Below are 15,227 nucleotides of genomic sequence, written 5' to 3' on the forward strand. Positions count from 1 at the left end.
GAACACCCCAGAAACTACCAGCCCCCCCGCTCTCCTTCCGAGGCGGGCCAGGGGCTTCTAGGGTGGCGATCGTGGCCTGGCCGACAGAAGACCCGCACCTCCACGGGGCCAGGCCTACGGCGTAGGAGTGAGCTGGCACCCGCAACCGCACGCGTCGAAGAAGGCCTCCTCCCCCGTGTTGCACACGAAGCGGAGCGCCGCGCACCGGTCCGGATCCTGCGACACATAGCGCCGGTTCGGATCCTGGTAGTTGCACGTGCTCTCCCTGTTCTGGCACCCACAGCCACAGTCGTTGAAGAAGGCCGTGGAGCCCTCGGGGCACTTGAAGAGGATCGCCGCGCACTCGTTGGGATCCCTCGAGACGTAGCTCATCTGGGGATCGGCGTAGTCGCACTTGGGCTTGTCCTCGGGGGCCACGCAGACACCGCCACAGTCACGTCCACCCGCGTTGGGATCGCAGTCGTCGCTGGGATCGTCCTCGCAGAGGAGCCCCTCGGGACACGAGATCGCGGCGAAGCCCCCGCAGAACTGGCCACCCGTGGGCGGCTTCGGCTTCCCGGCCAGGTCATCCCCCGAGACCGCGCTCTCCTGGGCGGCCTCCGCATCCGAGCATGCCACCTGCCCGACAGCACCCAGGCACAGCAGTCCCAGCATCAGTAATCGGATGGACATGACTCCCCCTTTCAGCCGAGGAGATTGGCTCCCGAGGCTCCATCGGGAAGGGGGCAGGCGGGCAGGCAGCCCACCCTGCGGAAGATCCTGGTCCGCTCGGCTCAGTGAGCCCAGAGCTGAACAGGCTGCCGTACCGCTGGCTCCACCCGCGTCCGGCCCACTGAGCGCCGGACCACCTCCTCACCGCCCACAGCTTTCACCTCACGGGAGGGGCGCGCAGATTTTTCCAGTGAACGGCACGCGCCTCTCCACCGCTCCAGGTCCGACGCTCCCATCGAGGGCCTGCCTGCCTGCTGGCCTCTCCACCCTGGACCGCTCCATGCCCTCGCCCGAGCAGACCTCGACCGCGCTCACGCCCCGGATCCCGGCCTCCGCAGGCAGAGCCCTGGTGTCCCCGGGGCGCGCTCCTACGACAGTTCGGCGGCGCTTCCCCTCCAGGTCCATCGCCCTGCGGAGTTCGCGCCGCTCTTCTCCGAGCCGGAGGGACGAGCGGCATGCCGATCTGCTCGCCACCTATCTCACAGAGGTCCGGCGCTATCCCTTCCTCACACGGGACGAGGAGCTGTCGCTGGCCCGGCGCGCTCGGCGGGAGGGGGATTCCGTCGCCCGGTTCCAACTGGTGAATTCCCACCTCCGTCTCGTGGTGACGCTGGCCCGTGAGCACCAACGCTCACCGCTGGCGCTGATGGACCTCATCCAGGAGGGCAACCTCGGCCTCGTGCAGGCGGTGGAGCGCTTCGATCCCGAGCGCGGCGTGACGCTGAGCGCCTACGCAGCCTGGTGGATCCGCGCGTACCTGCTGCGCTTCATCATGGAGAACTGGAAGTTGGTGAAGATTGGGACGACGGATGCACAGCGCAAGCTGTTCTTCCGCCTGCGCTCGGAGCAGCAGCGCCTGCTCGCCGCGGGCTTCGAGCCCTCCCCGCGACTGCTGGCCGAGCGCTTCCACGTCGCCGAGCAGGACGTCACCGAGATGGATCAGCGGCTGAAGCAGGATGATCTCCGGCTGGACGCACCTGCCCTTCCGTCCGGGGACGATTCACCTGCCAGGGTCCATGCGCTCCCTTCGGGAACCCCGGCGGTGGATGAGCAGCTGGCCCAGAGAGAGCTGACACGGATGCTACGGACCGAACTCGCTCGGTTCATGCAGCAGTGGGAGGACCCGCGCTGGCGCTTCATCCTCGAGCACCGGCTGCTGACCGACACACCGCTCTCATTGGAGGCCATTGGCCAGCACTTCGGCGTCAGCCGGGAGCGGGCCCGCCAGGTGGAGAGCGACCTGATCTCCGAACTCCGCGAGTTCCTCCGCCACCGCCTGCCGGACTTCGACTGGCTGCGAAGTGCCTCAGCGTCCGCACCGGCCTGAGCCTCGATGCCTGGGGAGCCCCGCTCAGCGCTTCTTCGGTGCCTTACGGTTCCAGGTGCCGGAGCGGCCACCGGACTTGTGCTCGAGCTGCACCTGCTCGATGACCATGCCGCGGTCCACGCTCTTGCACATATCGTAGACGGTGAGGGCCGCCGCGCAGGCTGCGGTGAGGGCCTCCATCTCCACGCCGGTGCGGTCCACGGTGCGCACCTCGACGCGGACTTCCAGACCCGCATCGAAGGGCGCAAGCGTCACCTCCACGCCGGACAGGGCGATGGGATGGCAGAGCGGCACCACATCCGGAGTGCGCTTGGCGGCCATGATCCCGGCGAGCCGGGCCGCGGCGAGCACATCGCCCTTCTCCACCTTGCCCTGCTGAATGCGCGTCAGCGTCGCGGGGAGCATCCGCAGGCGCGAAGTGGCCACGGCCACGCGCTCGGTCTTCTTCTTGGCCCCGACATCGACCATCTTCACCGCTTCACCCCTTGGGCGACGGCGGAGAGCAGGTCCTCGACGATGTCGTCGGGATCCTCCAGCCCTACGGAGACGCGGATGAGGCTCTCGCGGATACCGGCGGCGGCGCGCTCCTCGGGAGTCAGTCGGCGGGCGCTGGCGCTCGCGGCATGCATCACCAGCGTGCAGACATCCCCGAGCGAAGGCCCGGGCCGGGCCACCTTGAGCGCCTCGAGGAAGCGGAAGCCCTCGGGGCGGCCGGCGCCCTTGATCTCGAAGGCGACCATGGGACCGAAGCCGCCCTCGAGCACCTCGCGAGCCACGGCATGGTCCGGGTGCGAGGGCAGGCCCGGGTAGTAGACGCGCTCCAGCAGCGGAGACTCCGCGAGCCTGCGGGCCACCTGGGCGGCGTTCTCGAAATGGGCCTTCATGCGCACGTGCAGGGTGCGCAGTCCGCGCTGGGTGAGCCAGGCCTCGAAGGGGCCGAGCACATCCCCGCCGATGAGCCGCAGGGAGCGCAAAGGAGCCAACCGCTCCCGAGAGCCGCTCACGGTGCCAGCCAGGGCATCGCTGTGGCCGTTGATCCACTTGGTGGCGGACTGGACGGCATAGTCCGCGCCCAGTGAGAGGGCGCGCTGCCCATACGGAGACGGGAAGGTGGCATCCACCGCGAGCGTGGCGCCCACCTGCTTGCAGGCCTTCGCGATGGCGCGGAGGTCCGGCACGGAGAGCAGCGGGTTGGTGATGCTCTCGGCGAGCACGAACTTCGGCTTCAGCTCGAGGATGCGCTCGGGAGCCTTCGGGTCGCTGAGGATGAGCGCATGCAGCTCGACGCCCGAGCGGGCGCAGAGCGTCTTGTAGAGCAGACGGGACACGCCATAGCCATCGGCGGGCATGACGACCCGGTCCCCGGGCTTGAGGTTCTGTGCCTCGAAGACGGCGCGGAGGGCCGCCATGCCGCTGGCATAGGAGAGACACGCCTCCGCGCCCTCGAGCGCGGCGACGGACTCCTCCAGCAGCGAGGTGTTCTGGGCGCTGATGCGCGAGTAGACGTAGTCCTTACCGTCCAGCGCTCCGTCCAGCTCCTCGCTGCTGTCGAACCAGCCCACGGTCGACATGTGGATGGGGGGCACCAGGGGTTGGGACGTGCTGCCCACCACCCGGCTCCCCGCGTGCACCGCCACGGTCCTGGGACTCAGCCGCTTCTCGCTCATATCTCTCGTCTGGGAGTGGAGGCTGTGGAGTTACTCGCCCTGCTCGATGAGCCAGCGCTCGGCCTCGATGGCGGCCATGCAGCCGGTGCCAGCGGCGGTGATGGCCTGACGGAACACGCTGTCCTGCACATCTCCGCAGGCGAAGACACCCTCGATGTTGGTGTGCGTGCTGCCCAGCTTCGTCTTGAGGTAGCCGTTCTGGTGCGTCTCGAGCACCACCTGGAAGAGGTGGGTGGTGGGCGAGTGACCTATGGCGACGAACAGGCCCGTGGCGTTGAGAAGCTGGGTGTCGTTCGTCTTCACGTTGCGCACCACGGCGCCCGTCATGCCCTTCTCGTTGCCCATCACTTCGTCGACCACGGAGTTCCACATGACGGTGATCTTCGGGTTCTTGAGCACGCGCTCCTGCATGATCTTCGAGGCGCGGAACGTGTCCCGGCGGTGCAGCAGGGTGACGTGGCCGACGATCTTGGCCAGGTAGGTGGCCTCCTCCATGGCTGTGTCGCCGCCGCCCACGACGAGCACGTCCTGCTTCTTGAAGAAAGCGCCGTCACAGGTGGCGCAAGCGGACACACCGCGGTTCTTGTAGGTGTCCTCACCCTTGACGCCAAGCCACCGGGCGCTGGCGCCCGTGGCGATGATGACCGTCTCGGAGCGATAGCTGAGGCTCTCGCCCTGGATGAGGAAGGGGCGGGAGGACAGGTCCACCTTGACGACGTTCTCCATGTGGATGCGAGTACCGAAGCGCTCGGCCTGCTTCTGGAAGCGCTCCATGAGCTCGGGGCCGGTGATGCCCTCGGGGAAGCCGGGATAATTCTCTACATCGGTGGTGATCATGAGCTGGCCACCGGGCACGCGCTGAGGGTCCTCGAGCGTGGGTCCGCCCGCGAACATGACGGGCTCCAGGTTGGCGCGTGCGGCATAGATGGCCGCGGTGTAACCCGCAGGCCCTGAGCCGATAATGGTCACCTTGTTGATCTTCTCGTCCGCCACGACTGTAGCTCCTGCCGGAAGGGGGGGCCGGAAAGTACCAGAGCGCCTTGAGCGCGTGGTACGAAGGTGACTGCATGGATGCTTCCTTCCTCAAAAAGGTTGCGCTCTTCGAGGGCTTGACTCAGGGGCAGCTTGCCAAGGTGGCCTCCATCGCCCAACCCAAGCAGTACGAGGGGGGTGCCTTCATCTTCCGGGAGGGGGATGGAGGTCAGGAGATGTATGTCATCGCCGAGGGGCGGGTGCGCATCTCGAAGAACGTGCCGGGGATTGGGGAGGAGGCGCTGGCGATCCTGGAAAAGGGCCAGTATTTCGGGGAGATGGCCGTCATCGACGACCACCCGCGCTCGGCGGATGCCATTGCCCACACGCCGTGTACGTTGTGGGCCATCGAGCGGGCGAAGCTGGACCAGCTGATGTTCACCGACAAGGACTTGGCCTACGTGCTGCTGTGGACGTTCGTCCGCACCCTGTCCGAGCGGCTCCGGGAGACGGGGGACAAGATCAAGGCCTTCTTCGCCATCTCGCGCTTCTAAGGGGCTGCGCCGGCCGAGATCGACCTGCTCTCCTCCTCTCTGTGCGCTGTCAGGAGGAAGCGTCGACGGGAGCGCCACTGAAAAGAGGTAGCAGTTTCGAAGCGACCTCATCCAGAAACGCCTGGAGTCCACTTCCCTCCCCACGAGCGCGCAGGATCGCCAGGGAGGTCAGCGTCCAGCACCGCGCCTGCCGCTCACGCTCACCCTGGGTCAGAACGTCGAGCACCCTCTTGGGGCTGCGTCGAGCGTGCTCCTTCTTGGCCCCCAGCCTGTGAGCCTCCTCGCACGGGGAGAATCCCAGTTCCTGGCGAACCTCGGCCAACCGGGCTTTCTCATCCTCCGTCTCGGGGATGAAACCAGCGAGAACCCATGCCTCACGCATGGGATCAGGGCACCCCAAGAGGATGGCCCGCTGCTCCATGCGCAGCGCCTCCTTGCGTGCCTGTTCCAGGCCCACACGCCTCGCCTCTCCCTGATCGTCCATATCCCAGGCCAGGAGGACCACATCCACAACCGTTCCTTGCCGCACCAGCTCACGCACCACCAAGAAGGCCGTGCGCGCCATCAGGGCCCCAGCGGCCCCCGGCTGGCCATCAAAATGGCCCTGGGGTACGCGCACGCCGAGGCTTCTTGCGAGCCGGTTCAGCCTGTGCAGATCGAAGAACGCTCTTCCCTCTTCATCGCGTACCCACTCATGAAGCTGGCCGGCAACTTCGGCAGTCCCCCCAAGAAGATCGCCGAGCCAATCAGGCCCTTCCTCTCGTAGCACTCGCTCAACGAGTGCTGAGACTGTCTCGAAGTCCGGTCGGGCCTCACAAAAGACAAGCGTCCTGACCATTCTCAGCCCTCGCCCAGCACCCAGCGAGACTCCGGATCGAGAGTCCAGAGCTGCCCAGCGGTGAGCATGCCTTTCAACTGCGCCGCCTGGGGGTGCTCTGAGAGTCGGCGGTACGCCACCCCTCCCTCCTCCCGAGGAGCAAAGACCAGAACATCCGAGGGCTCCATCTCATCCAGGATGTAGGGTGAGTGAGTGGTCGCGACGATCTGAACCTCAGGGAAACCCACGAGCAGATTCTTGAGCTCTCGCATGAGCTGGGCTTGAGCCTGTGGGTGAAGAGACTGATCGATGTCATCCAACAACAGGACGCGGGGGCGAGTCGGGCTGCAGAGGGCCGTCAGGAGCGCCAGGGTCACCAGAGTGCCTTCGCTGGCGGCATGAGCCGGCACGTCGGCAGCATCTTTGAAGTCCAAAAACACCTTGTTTCCAACAATCGCGGTTGCCTCGGAAGCGCCCTGCGGTATCCGAACACGCCGGACCCGCACTCGCAGAACCGACGGGACAATTCTGCGCAGCTCCGTTTCAACCTGAGCGAAAGCCTCCTCGCGTTCAAGCTTCATCGCCGCGAGCACGACCGCTGTGTTGAAACCGTCGTGCTCGACGCTGGGAGTCTCCTCGGAACTGAACGAGACATCGGCGATCCTGCGGGCATCGAACCGGTAGAGCACGGCCGAGCCAATCAACTGGTTGAACTGGGAGTTTCGTCCCCAGACCTCCCGCAGGGGCGCCTGGATGCGGGCCTGCTGGACTTGAACATCGCTGTCCTCCACAGCCCATGTTCCGAGCACGAACGCCTCTTGCCCCAAGCCTTGAGGAAGTATGCTCACAGAGACGTGAGCCATGGCATCACCGGCGCCCTCCAGGTGAAGCAACCCGTCCACGGACAGGATGGGAGGTGTAGGGCTGGCGCGACGCTGGAAATCTTGAGGGTTGAAGTCGTCACGAAGCACCCCCGCAGGTGACTCGTTCACCAGTCGCGACAACAACTCAAGGGCCTGGAGCACACTGCTCTTCCCCGAGCCGTTCGGCCCCACGAGTACCGTGAAGCGGCCGAGTGGCACCGTGGTGTCCCCATGCCCTTTGAAGTTCTGAAGCCGAATCGACTTGATCATGCCCGCAGGCTTTCCCTCTCGAAATCGAGGCAGGTTAACCTACTCTCCAGAGGGCTCCATGACTGAAACGTACCGAATCGCACGGCTCCCCATCCGCCTGCGAGGCTACATCGCGCCGGATACCCGCTCGCAGTTCGAGGGCTATGTCGAGCCTGGCCGCTACTACGTGCTCGAGGAGAAGCGGAACTTCCCCAACCCGGACACCGACTACGTGCGGCTCGAAGTCCCCACGCTGACCGCGCTCGACTCGTGGATCTGCTCGCGCTGGCGCACGCAAAAGTACGCGGAGCTCCGCGACGAGGAGAAGCCCCCTCCCGCCCCGCGCATCTCCTTCAAGGATGACCCCCTCGCCATCCCCGAGGACCGGCTCGTCACCCTCCTCGAGAACTTCAAGAGCTACCGCTACGATCTCGACCAGGCGCGCTACCCATGGCCGCTCCCGGGCATCCAGCTCCCCTTGGCCCCGCCCCAGACCAACAACTGCTGCACCTTCGTCGAGGCGCTCGTGGTCAAGGCCTTCGCCGACGAGCACGGCCAGACCCTCGAGTGGAACCCCACCCGCCACCGGCAGATGATGATCGTCTCCACCGAGGACTTCTTCTCTCCCGTCACGGCGGCCATCGAGAGCGGAATGGGCCTCCATGCCCCCTCGGCGGATGTGCCTCCACATCCGTGGACGTTGATCCAGGGCTGGCGCAACCAGTGGCGCTCGGGCCACACGTTCCTGATCGTCGACCACCACTCAGACACCGACAAGGTCCTCATCCTGGAGTCCAACTCCGCCTACGGGCTGGACGGCGTGGGCTACCGAGGCATCGGCATGCTGCGAGACAAGGGCCTGCGTCCACCCGCTCAGTGGTGGAAGCTCGAGGACGTGTGGACCTGGCGCCGCGTCCAGTCCACGTACCTCTTCCGGCAACAGGCCTGGCTCAAGGTCAAGAACCGCACGCTCTCCGGGCTCGAAGGCGCCACCAGCTGACCCCCATCCATGGATCCACTCTGGATGCTCGAAGCGCCCTCCCCGCCCGCGGATGCCCGCATCCCGTACGGGGAGCATGCCTACCAGTTCGGAGATCTCCGCCTGCCTCCGGGCCCCGGGCCTCACCCCATCGTCGTCATGGTGCACGGAGGCTTCTGGCGCGCCCGGTACGATCTCGAACACGTGGGCCACCTGTGCGCGGACCTCACGCGGCGCGGCTACGCCACCTGGAGCCTCGAATACCGCCGCGTCGGCCACGAGGACGGAGGCTGGCCCGGCACCTTCGAGGATGTCGCGCGCGGAATGGACTTCCTGCCCACCCTGGCGAAGTCCCACCCGTTGGACCTCTCACGCACGGTGGTCATGGGACACTCCGCGGGCGGCCACCTGGCCCTCTGGCTCTCCGGGCGCCGCCGCCTGCCTCCTGACAGTCCGCTCTCCCGCCCGGATCCCTTCATCCCTCGCGGAGCCGTATCACTCGCCGGCGTGGTGGACCTGGTGCGCGCCCAGGAATTGCGGCTTGGCAATGACATCGTGACCGAGTTCCTCGGAGGCCCACCCGCCCAGGTCCCCGAGCGCTATCGGCTCGGCTCTCCCTCCGCGCTCGTGCCACTGGGCATCAAGCAGGTGCTCATCCACGGAACCAAGGATGACACGGTGCCGGACTCCCTCAGCGCGGACTACCACGCCCGCGCCACAGCGCTCGGAGACGACGTCCGGCTCATCCTGCTCCCGGGAGCTGGCCACTTCGAGGTCATCAACCCGCTCGCGCGCGAGTGGCCTCAGCTCGTCGAAGCGCTCGCCTCGCTCACCGGCTCTTGATGCTCAGGTTGCTGGCGCCGCCCGTCAGCTCGAAGTCGTACCGGTCCACCGCGCTCTTGAAGTCCGGGGTCTCCAGGCTCATCTGCCCGCCCACAGCGCCCAGATACTGCTCCTTGAAGAGCAAGGCGCTGGCGCCTCCCTTCAACTGCAGCCGCGCGGCCGCCGTCGCGGGGAGCGTAAAGGAGATGTCACTGGCGCCCCCCACGATGCGGACCGGGACGGTGCCCGAGGGCGGAGGCAGCGCCACCGCCGTCTGACTGGCACCGGACGACACCTCGAGCGACTCCAGCCGCGCATCCGCCAGGTTGGCGTCCAGCTTCGATACGCCGCCCTTCAGCTCGAGCCTCCAGGGGATGGAGGCATTGAGGACGATGTCCGCGCTCAGCTTGCGCCAGTCGAGCAGTGAGAAGCGCTGGTACTGGATGGAGACGGTGCCATCCTCCTCCTTCACGGTGGGCGGCTTGCCCTCGAAGCGCGCGGCGAACAGATCCGCCATGGCCGGCTCGGCCCGCAGCGTGACGTGCGAGGCCCCCGAGGTGAACTTCAGGCGCGCCCCCGTCAGCCCTCGGAGCGGGAGCGAGACCTCGCCGGGCGCGCTCGTTCCCCGAGCCCCCGTCTGGGCCCGCAGCTTCACCGTCTCCTCGCGGAACAGCTCCGCGCTCCGGTGCAGGAAGTCCAGGATCGCGTCCAACTGGTCGCCCGTGTAGCTGGAGATCAACGCCTCCAGCGCGTCCCGTGAGCTGCCCGCCACCTCATCGAACGCGCTGTCGTTGCGAGGCGTCACCTCGATGAAGACGTGCCGCCGATCCTTGGGATCGCGCACGCGCCGGGCCCACCCGCCCTTCTCCAGCCGATCGATGAGCCCGGTGATGGCCCCGGACGTCAGCCCGGTCAGCTCGGCCAGGCGGCCGGCGGTCACCGGGCCCGTGCGCTCCAGGATGCTCAGGCACTTCAGGTCCGTGAGGGTCATCCCCAGCCGGTCCGCCAGCGCCTGACTGAAGAAGACGTCCTGGTCGCTGAAGTCCCTCAGCTCCCGCCGAACCGCCTCGAACAACTCCGAGCGCTTTCCCTCACCACTTGACATGGCCCACTGACCCTCTTACCGTCAGAACATCTTAGTCACTAAGACATCTTGCCACTGAGCATTCAGGGGCAGCAACCTGGAGACAGGTTACCAGAAGCTCTCTCCGAGGAAACCCAGAGGAAACCGTATGAACGCGTCCCATCATGAAGGTCCGGTGTCGGGTGAGTCTCAGTCCTACCCTGGAGCACATAGGGGAGACTTCTCCGACGAGTCGCACATCATCTCTGCGCCGCTGGGCTCGGTGAGCCAGGGGCTGCTGAGGTTCACGAGCGGGGCTTCGCAGGTCAGCCTGCACGTGGAGCCGGAGATGCCGGAACTGTTCCGAGCCCGGTGCGCGGGCCCCTCGCCCCAGGTCCGGGTGAACGGGGGCGCGGTCACCTTCCAGTACCCGTTCTCGTGGGCGGACTTCTTCAGGCACGTGATGACGTGGGGAAGCCACGGGCTGGAGCTCACGCTCAACGGTTCGATCCCCTGGCAGCTCGAGTTCGGCGGAGGCGTGTCGAACATCATGGGGGACCTGAGCCAGCTGCGGCTCGGGGCGCTGGACGTGTCGGGGGGAGCCAGCCAGCTGTCGCTTCGGCTGCCGAAGCCGTCGGGCATCGTGCCCATCCAGATCCACGGCGGGGTGAGCCACGCGACGTTCCACCGGCCCGTGGGCACTGCGGCGCGCCTGGAGATCAACGGGGGCGCAGCCTGGCTGTCGTTCGACGGCAACCAGCTGGGCTCGGTGGGTGAGTACACGCGGCTGGAGAGCCACGCCATCGAGGATCGGCTCTCGCGCTACGAGCTCAAGGTCAGCGGCGGAGCCAGCCACATCACCATGGACACGCGCTGAGCGCCCTCTCCTTCCACCCGCCTCCCTTCGAGACCCTCTCATATGTCTCCCTCTTCTGATCCCATCGTCTCCATCAATGAAGTGACCAAGGACTACCGCTTGGGCAAGGTGGAGGTTCCCGCGCTGCGCGGAGTCTCCCTGCAGGTGTACCCGGGAGAGTTCATCTCTATCGCTGGGCCGTCCGGCAGCGGCAAGACGACGCTGTTGAACCTGATTGGCTGCGTGGACACGGCGACCTCCGGCGTGGTGAAGGTGGCCGGCAAGGACACCAAGCTGTTGCAGGAGAGCCAGCTGACGAACCTGAGGCTGCACACCATCGGGTTCATCTTCCAGAGCTTCAACCTGGTGTCGGTGCTCAGCGTCTTCCAGAACGTGGAGTTCCCGCTGCTGTTGCAGAAGAAGCTCAACGCGAGCGAGCGGCGCGGGCGGGTGATGGCGCTGCTGGAGCAGGTGGGGCTGGCGGGCCATGCGAAGCACCGGCCCAACGAACTGTCCGGAGGCCAGCGCCAGCGTGTGGCGGTGGCTCGGGCGCTGGTGACACAGCCTCAGATCGTCCTGGCGGATGAGCCGACGGCGAACCTGGACTCGGTGACGGGCCAGCAGATCATCGACCTGATGAAGGAGATGAACCGCGAGCGCGGCACCACCTTCATCTTCTCCACGCATGACGCGAAGGTGATGACGCATGCCAGCGCGGTGGTGCGGCTGAAGGACGGGAAGATCCTCGACCGCGTCACGCCCGCCGAGGTGGGCATGGCGATGGCGTCTGGGGCGGAGGCGCACTGATGGGCTCGCTCAAACTGCTCGTGCAGGTGGCCTTCCGGAACCTGTTCAAGAGCAAGGTGAACATCATCATCGGGTGCATCATCTTCTTCCCGTCCTGCCTGGTGGTGACGGGAGGGGCCCTGCTGGACAGCATCGACGTGTCCATGAAGCGCTCGATCATCGGATCGCTGGCCGGGCACATCCAGGTGTACTCGGACAAGTCGAAGGAGGAGCTGGCGCTGTTCGGTGGGATGCAGGGCGAGGCGGACGTCGCGGCCCTCGACAGCTTCACGCCCATCAAGACGGCGCTGGAGAAGCACCCCAACGTGCAGACGGTGGTGCCAATGGGGACCAACGGGGCGCTCATCCCCTCTGGGAACACGGTGGACCTGACGCTGGCGCGGCTTCGAGACCTGTACCGGAAGGCACGGACGGAGGGTGGGACGCCCGAACTCCGGGCGCAGATCGACAGTCTCAAGGCGCACGTGCGGCAGTTGGCGAACCTGCTCCAGTCGGAGCAGGAGACGCGCAAGGTGTTGGTACGAGACGACGCGCAGGATCCCGCGGAGATGGCGGCGTTGGAGAAGGCACGCTCGGATGCGTTCTGGGCGGACTTCGACAAGGACCCGCTCGGCTCGCTGGAGTTCCTGGAGAACCAGATCGCGCCGCAGGCGGCGGATGGGGACCTGCTCTACATCCGCTACGTGGGCACGGACCTGGACGCGTTCCAGAAGAGCTTCGACCGCATGCAGATCGTAGAGGGGCACCCGGTGCCACAGGGCAAGCGCGGCATGCTGCTGTCCAAGTACGTCTATGAGGAGTACCTCAAGCTGAAGACGGCGCGCCGGATGGACCTCATCAAGGAGGCGCGAGACCTCAACAAGAAGACCATCGCGGCCGACCCGCTGCTCCAGCGCTACGTGAAGGAGAACTCCACGCAGACGCGCGAGATCGTCTACCAGCTCGATCCGCTCAAGACCCAGCAGGCCGTGGCGAAGCTCCAGAAGGTCCTCAACAGCCAGGAGAAGGACCTCTCGAAGCTGCTGGGCAGCTTCCTGGCGGTGACCGATGAGAACTTCGACACCCGCTACCAGCAGTTCTACGAGCAGTTGGTGCCGCTGCTGGACCTGTACCGCATCCGGATCGGCGACTCGATGACCATCACGGCGTTCAGCCGCTCGGGCTACGTGCAGAGCGTGAACGTGCCCATCTACGGCATCTACCAGTTCAACGGGCTGGAGAAGTCGCCGGTGGCGAGCTCGGCGAACCTGATGGATCTGGTGTCCTTCCGCGAGTTGTACGGCTACCTCACCGAGGAGAAGAAGGAGGAGATCGCCCAGCTCAAGAGCAAGAGCGGCGCTGCCGAAGTGAAGCGCGAGGACGCCGAGGCGGCCCTGTTCGGCGAGTCCTCCCCTACCACGCTGGTAGCCGAGGCCACTCCCGGCCTCATCAACGAGAACGAGCAGATCACCACCACGGGCGCCGCCCTGCGCAACGAGGATCTCCTCCGGCGCGTCTACTCGCAGAAGGAGATCGAGGGCGGCATGGTGCTCAGCGCCGCCATCATCCTGAAGGACCCGTCGAAGCTGGACGCCACGCTGGCGGAACTGCAGCAGTCGCAGGAGCTCAAGCACCTGAAGCTGCGCGTGGTGAGCTGGCAGCAGGCCGCGGGCCTCATCGGCCAGTTCGTGATGATGATGCGCATGGTGCTGTGGGGGATCATCGCCATCCTGTTCGTGGTGGTGCTGGCCATCATCAATAACGCCGTGATGATGGCGACCATCCAGCGCGTGAGGGAGGTGGGCACGATGCGGGCCATCGGTGCGCAGCGCTCCTTCATCCTGTCCATGGTGCTGCTGGAGACGGTGGTCCTGGGCCTGGTGTTCGGCGGTCTGGGCGCGGGGCTCGGCAGCGCGTTCATCGGCTGGCTGCACACCGTGGGCATCCCCGCAGGCTCCGAGGAGCTGTACTTCTTCTTCAGCGGGCCTCGGCTGCTTCCGAACCTGGAAGCCTCGAACATCATCTCCGCCTTCGTGCTGGTGGTGGGCGTGTCCGTGTTCTCGACCTTCTACCCGGCCTTCCTGGCCACGCGCGTGTCACCTGTCACCGCGATGCAGACCGACGAGTGAATCCATGTCCCAGATCCTTCTCATCGCATACCGAAACCTGATGGCGCACCGCCGGCGCTCGGCGCTGCTGGGCGCCGCCATCGCCGGAGTGACGGCGGTGCTGGTCATCCTGATGGGCGTCACCAACGGGATGCAGGCCACCATGCTGGAGTCCGCCACCACGCTCATGAGCGGGCACGTCAACGTGGGTGGCTTCTTCAAGGTGACCGCCGGCCAGGCCGCGGCGGTTGTCACGGACTACCCGAAGCTCGTTGCAGAACTCCGCAAGGAAGTGCCGGAATTGGAGTACGTGACCCAGCGAGGACGCGGCTGGGCCAAGATCATCTCGGAGACGGGCTCGATTCAGGTGGGTGTGGCCGGAATGGACATCGAGTCCGAGCCCGGCTTCCGCAAGGTGGTGCAGGTCCGCGAGGGCAAGCTGGACGATCTCGCCCAGCCCGGCACCATCCTCATCTTCGAGGAGCAGGCCAAGAAGCTCGAGGTGAAGGTGGGCGACACTCTGACGATCGCGGCCCCCACCATGCGCGGCACCAACAACACCCTGGACGTGCGCGTGGTGGCCATCGCCGCGAACATCGGGATGATGAGCTCGTGGCAGAGCTTCGTGCCCAGCAAGAGCTTGAGGGATCTCTATCAGCTCAAGGATGACGCCACGGGCGCCATCTTCCTGTACCTCAAGGACATGAAGGACATCCCCGCCGTGCAGCAACGGTTGCGCGAGAAGCTGACGGCGGCGGGCTACACCGTCATGGACAACGATCCGCGTGCCTTCTGGTTCAAGTTCGACAGCGTGAACCGCGAGGGGTGGACGGGCCAGAAGCTCGACATCACCAACTGGGAGGACGAGATCTCCTTCGTGAAGTGGGTGGTAGGCGCCTTGGGGGCGATCACCAGCGGGCTGACGTTCCTGCTCCTGGTGGTGATCGCCGTGGGCATCATGAACACGCTGTGGATCGCCATCCGCGAGCGCACCCGCGAGATTGGCACGCTGCGAGCCATCGGCATGCAGAAGGGCCGTGTGCTGGTGATGTTCCTCACCGAGGCCTTCATGCTCAGCCTGGGGGCCACGGTGGCCGGAGCGGCAGTGGCCTCGGCGGTGTGCCTGTTCATCAACTCCCGGCAGATGGTGGCCCCGCAGGTGGTCCAGGCCATGCTCCTGACGGAGCACTGGTTCCTCAAGGTGGAGCCCGGCTCCGTCGTGTTCGCCGTCACGCTCATCACCCTGGCCTCCATGCTGGTCAGCCTCATTCCCTCCTTCCTCGCCGCGCGGATGAAGCCCGTGACGGCCATGCACCACATCGGGTGATTTCCCCATGACACCTCGAAACCTGCTGTCCGCCGCCTTCGCCGCGGTGCTGCTCGCCTCTCCGGTGGCCTTCGCCCTGGATGGCGCCGAGATGAAGAAGCTCCTGGGAGTCATCGACGACCGCCA

General features: G+C 66.2%; 15 protein-coding genes and 1 pseudogene. 8 read left to right on the forward strand and 8 right to left on the reverse strand.

The window, feature by feature from the left end; all coding sequences use genetic code 11:
• Nucleotides 1–114: 114 nt before the first annotated feature.
• On the reverse strand, nt 115–672 hold the full coding sequence (locus KY501_RS50850) for a hypothetical protein (protein ID WP_224372830.1): 558 nt from the start codon (nt 670–672) through the stop codon (nt 115–117).
• Nucleotides 673–991: 319 nt separating this feature from the next.
• Between KY501_RS50850 and KY501_RS50855 the strand changes: the two genes are divergently transcribed.
• Nucleotides 992–2,038, forward strand: coding sequence for an RNA polymerase factor sigma-32 (locus KY501_RS50855; protein ID WP_224372831.1), 1,047 nt, complete (start codon nt 992–994; stop codon nt 2,036–2,038).
• A 24-nt stretch (nt 2,039–2,062) separates the two neighbouring features.
• Here the strand turns inward: KY501_RS50855 and moaC are convergent, their stop codons facing one another.
• From moaC to trxB, 3 genes are read right to left on the reverse strand one after another with little or no spacing between them, the layout of a single operon-like run.
• Nucleotides 2,063–2,512: a cyclic pyranopterin monophosphate synthase MoaC gene (gene moaC, locus KY501_RS50860; protein ID WP_309243064.1), complete on the reverse strand. Its 450-nt coding sequence runs from the start codon at nt 2,510–2,512 to the stop codon at nt 2,063–2,065.
• A complete protein-coding gene (locus tag KY501_RS50865) occupies nt 2,509–3,705 on the reverse strand; it encodes a trans-sulfuration enzyme family protein (RefSeq protein ID WP_224372832.1) in 1,197 nt (398 codons plus the stop codon). The genes moaC and KY501_RS50865 overlap by 4 nt, the downstream gene beginning before the upstream one ends.
• Nucleotides 3,706–3,735: 30 nt before the next feature.
• The gene (trxB, locus tag KY501_RS50870; RefSeq protein ID WP_224372833.1) at nt 3,736–4,698 is read right to left on the reverse strand and encodes a thioredoxin-disulfide reductase; all 963 of its coding nucleotides are present in this window, start codon (nt 4,696–4,698) and stop codon (nt 3,736–3,738) included.
• A gap of 74 nt (nt 4,699–4,772) precedes the next feature.
• Between trxB and KY501_RS50875 the strand changes: the two genes are divergently transcribed.
• Nucleotides 4,773–5,231 carry a cyclic nucleotide-binding domain-containing protein gene (locus KY501_RS50875; protein ID WP_224372834.1) on the forward strand — a complete coding sequence of 153 codons (459 nt, stop codon included), beginning with the start codon at nt 4,773–4,775 and terminating at the stop codon, nt 5,229–5,231.
• Between the two features lie 49 nt (nt 5,232–5,280).
• On the opposite strand, the gene KY501_RS50880 is transcribed toward KY501_RS50875, so the two are convergent.
• The 3 genes and pseudogenes from KY501_RS50880 to KY501_RS54510 form a co-directional block, all read right to left on the reverse strand.
• Nucleotides 5,281–5,850: a hypothetical protein gene (locus KY501_RS50880; RefSeq protein ID WP_224372835.1), complete on the reverse strand. Its 570-nt coding sequence runs from the start codon at nt 5,848–5,850 to the stop codon at nt 5,281–5,283.
• A 221-nt stretch (nt 5,851–6,071) separates the two neighbouring features.
• Nucleotides 6,072–6,839, reverse strand: coding sequence for an AAA family ATPase (locus tag KY501_RS53810; protein ID WP_224372844.1), 768 nt, complete (start codon nt 6,837–6,839; stop codon nt 6,072–6,074).
• Nucleotides 6,840–6,974: 135 nt separating this feature from the next.
• Nucleotides 6,975–7,181 (reverse strand): annotated as a pseudogene (locus KY501_RS54510) (AAA family ATPase); the annotation flags it as partial.
• 58 nt (nt 7,182–7,239) lie between these two features.
• On the opposite strand from KY501_RS54510, the gene KY501_RS50895 reads away from it, so the two are divergent.
• Nucleotides 7,240–8,160 carry a hypothetical protein gene (locus tag KY501_RS50895; protein WP_224372836.1) on the forward strand — a complete coding sequence of 307 codons (921 nt, stop codon included), beginning with the start codon at nt 7,240–7,242 and terminating at the stop codon, nt 8,158–8,160.
• A 9-nt stretch (nt 8,161–8,169) separates the two neighbouring features.
• On the forward strand, nt 8,170–8,982 hold the full coding sequence (locus KY501_RS50900) for an alpha/beta hydrolase family protein (RefSeq protein ID WP_224372837.1): 813 nt from the start codon (nt 8,170–8,172) through the stop codon (nt 8,980–8,982).
• Here KY501_RS50900 and KY501_RS50905 read toward each other — a convergent pair.
• Nucleotides 8,969–10,066: a MarR family winged helix-turn-helix transcriptional regulator gene (locus KY501_RS50905; RefSeq protein ID WP_224372838.1), complete on the reverse strand. Its 1,098-nt coding sequence runs from the start codon at nt 10,064–10,066 to the stop codon at nt 8,969–8,971. The genes KY501_RS50900 and KY501_RS50905 overlap by 14 nt on opposite strands.
• 127 nt (nt 10,067–10,193) lie before the next feature.
• Here KY501_RS50905 and KY501_RS50910 point away from each other — a divergent pair, with 127 nt between their 5' ends.
• Genes KY501_RS50910 through KY501_RS50925 form a run of 4 tightly spaced genes read left to right on the forward strand, consistent with a single transcriptional unit; the run spans nt 10,194 to nt 15,101 of the window.
• Complete coding sequence (locus KY501_RS50910) at nt 10,194–10,901, forward strand: toast rack family protein (RefSeq protein WP_224372839.1); 708 nt, start codon at nt 10,194–10,196, stop codon at nt 10,899–10,901.
• Between the two features lie 42 nt (nt 10,902–10,943).
• Nucleotides 10,944–11,687, forward strand: coding sequence for an ABC transporter ATP-binding protein (locus tag KY501_RS50915; protein WP_224372840.1), 744 nt, complete (start codon nt 10,944–10,946; stop codon nt 11,685–11,687).
• On the forward strand, nt 11,687–13,795 hold the full coding sequence (locus KY501_RS50920) for an ABC transporter permease (RefSeq protein ID WP_224372841.1): 2,109 nt from the start codon (nt 11,687–11,689) through the stop codon (nt 13,793–13,795). Before KY501_RS50915 ends, KY501_RS50920 begins: the two co-directional genes overlap by 1 nt.
• 4 nt (nt 13,796–13,799) lie before the next feature.
• Nucleotides 13,800–15,101 (forward strand): ABC transporter permease, encoded by a 1,302-nt coding sequence (locus KY501_RS50925; protein ID WP_224372842.1) that lies wholly within the window; start codon nt 13,800–13,802, stop codon nt 15,099–15,101.
• Nucleotides 15,102–15,227 lie beyond the last annotated feature (126 nt).

Origin of the sequence: Hyalangium versicolor (assembly GCF_020103695.1) — a bacterium.
Lineage (GTDB): Bacteria > Myxococcota > Myxococcia > Myxococcales > Myxococcaceae > Hyalangium > Hyalangium versicolor.

Bases quoted from the DNA above. Each gene is read 5' to 3' on its own strand.
- KY501_RS50925 (WP_224372842.1), top strand. From the start codon at position 13,800: ATGTCCCAGATCCTTCTCATCGCATACCGAAACCTGATGGCGCACCGC.
- KY501_RS50875 (WP_224372834.1), top strand. From the start codon at position 4,773: ATGGATGCTTCCTTCCTCAAAAAGGTTGCGCTCTTCGAGGGCTTGACT.
- KY501_RS50900 (WP_224372837.1), top strand. From the start codon at position 8,170: ATGGATCCACTCTGGATGCTCGAAGCGCCCTCCCCGCCCGCGGATGCC.
- KY501_RS50905 (WP_224372838.1), bottom strand. From the start codon at position 10,066: ATGTCAAGTGGTGAGGGAAAGCGCTCGGAGTTGTTCGAGGCGGTTCGG.
- KY501_RS50895 (WP_224372836.1), top strand. From the start codon at position 7,240: ATGACTGAAACGTACCGAATCGCACGGCTCCCCATCCGCCTGCGAGGC.
- KY501_RS50920 (WP_224372841.1), top strand. From the start codon at position 11,687: ATGGGCTCGCTCAAACTGCTCGTGCAGGTGGCCTTCCGGAACCTGTTC.
- KY501_RS50915 (WP_224372840.1), top strand. From the start codon at position 10,944: ATGTCTCCCTCTTCTGATCCCATCGTCTCCATCAATGAAGTGACCAAG.
- KY501_RS50865 (WP_224372832.1), bottom strand. From the start codon at position 3,705: ATGAGCGAGAAGCGGCTGAGTCCCAGGACCGTGGCGGTGCACGCGGGG.
- KY501_RS50855 (WP_224372831.1), top strand. From the start codon at position 992: ATGCCCTCGCCCGAGCAGACCTCGACCGCGCTCACGCCCCGGATCCCG.
- KY501_RS50910 (WP_224372839.1), top strand. From the start codon at position 10,194: ATGAACGCGTCCCATCATGAAGGTCCGGTGTCGGGTGAGTCTCAGTCC.
- KY501_RS50850 (WP_224372830.1), bottom strand. From the start codon at position 672: ATGTCCATCCGATTACTGATGCTGGGACTGCTGTGCCTGGGTGCTGTC.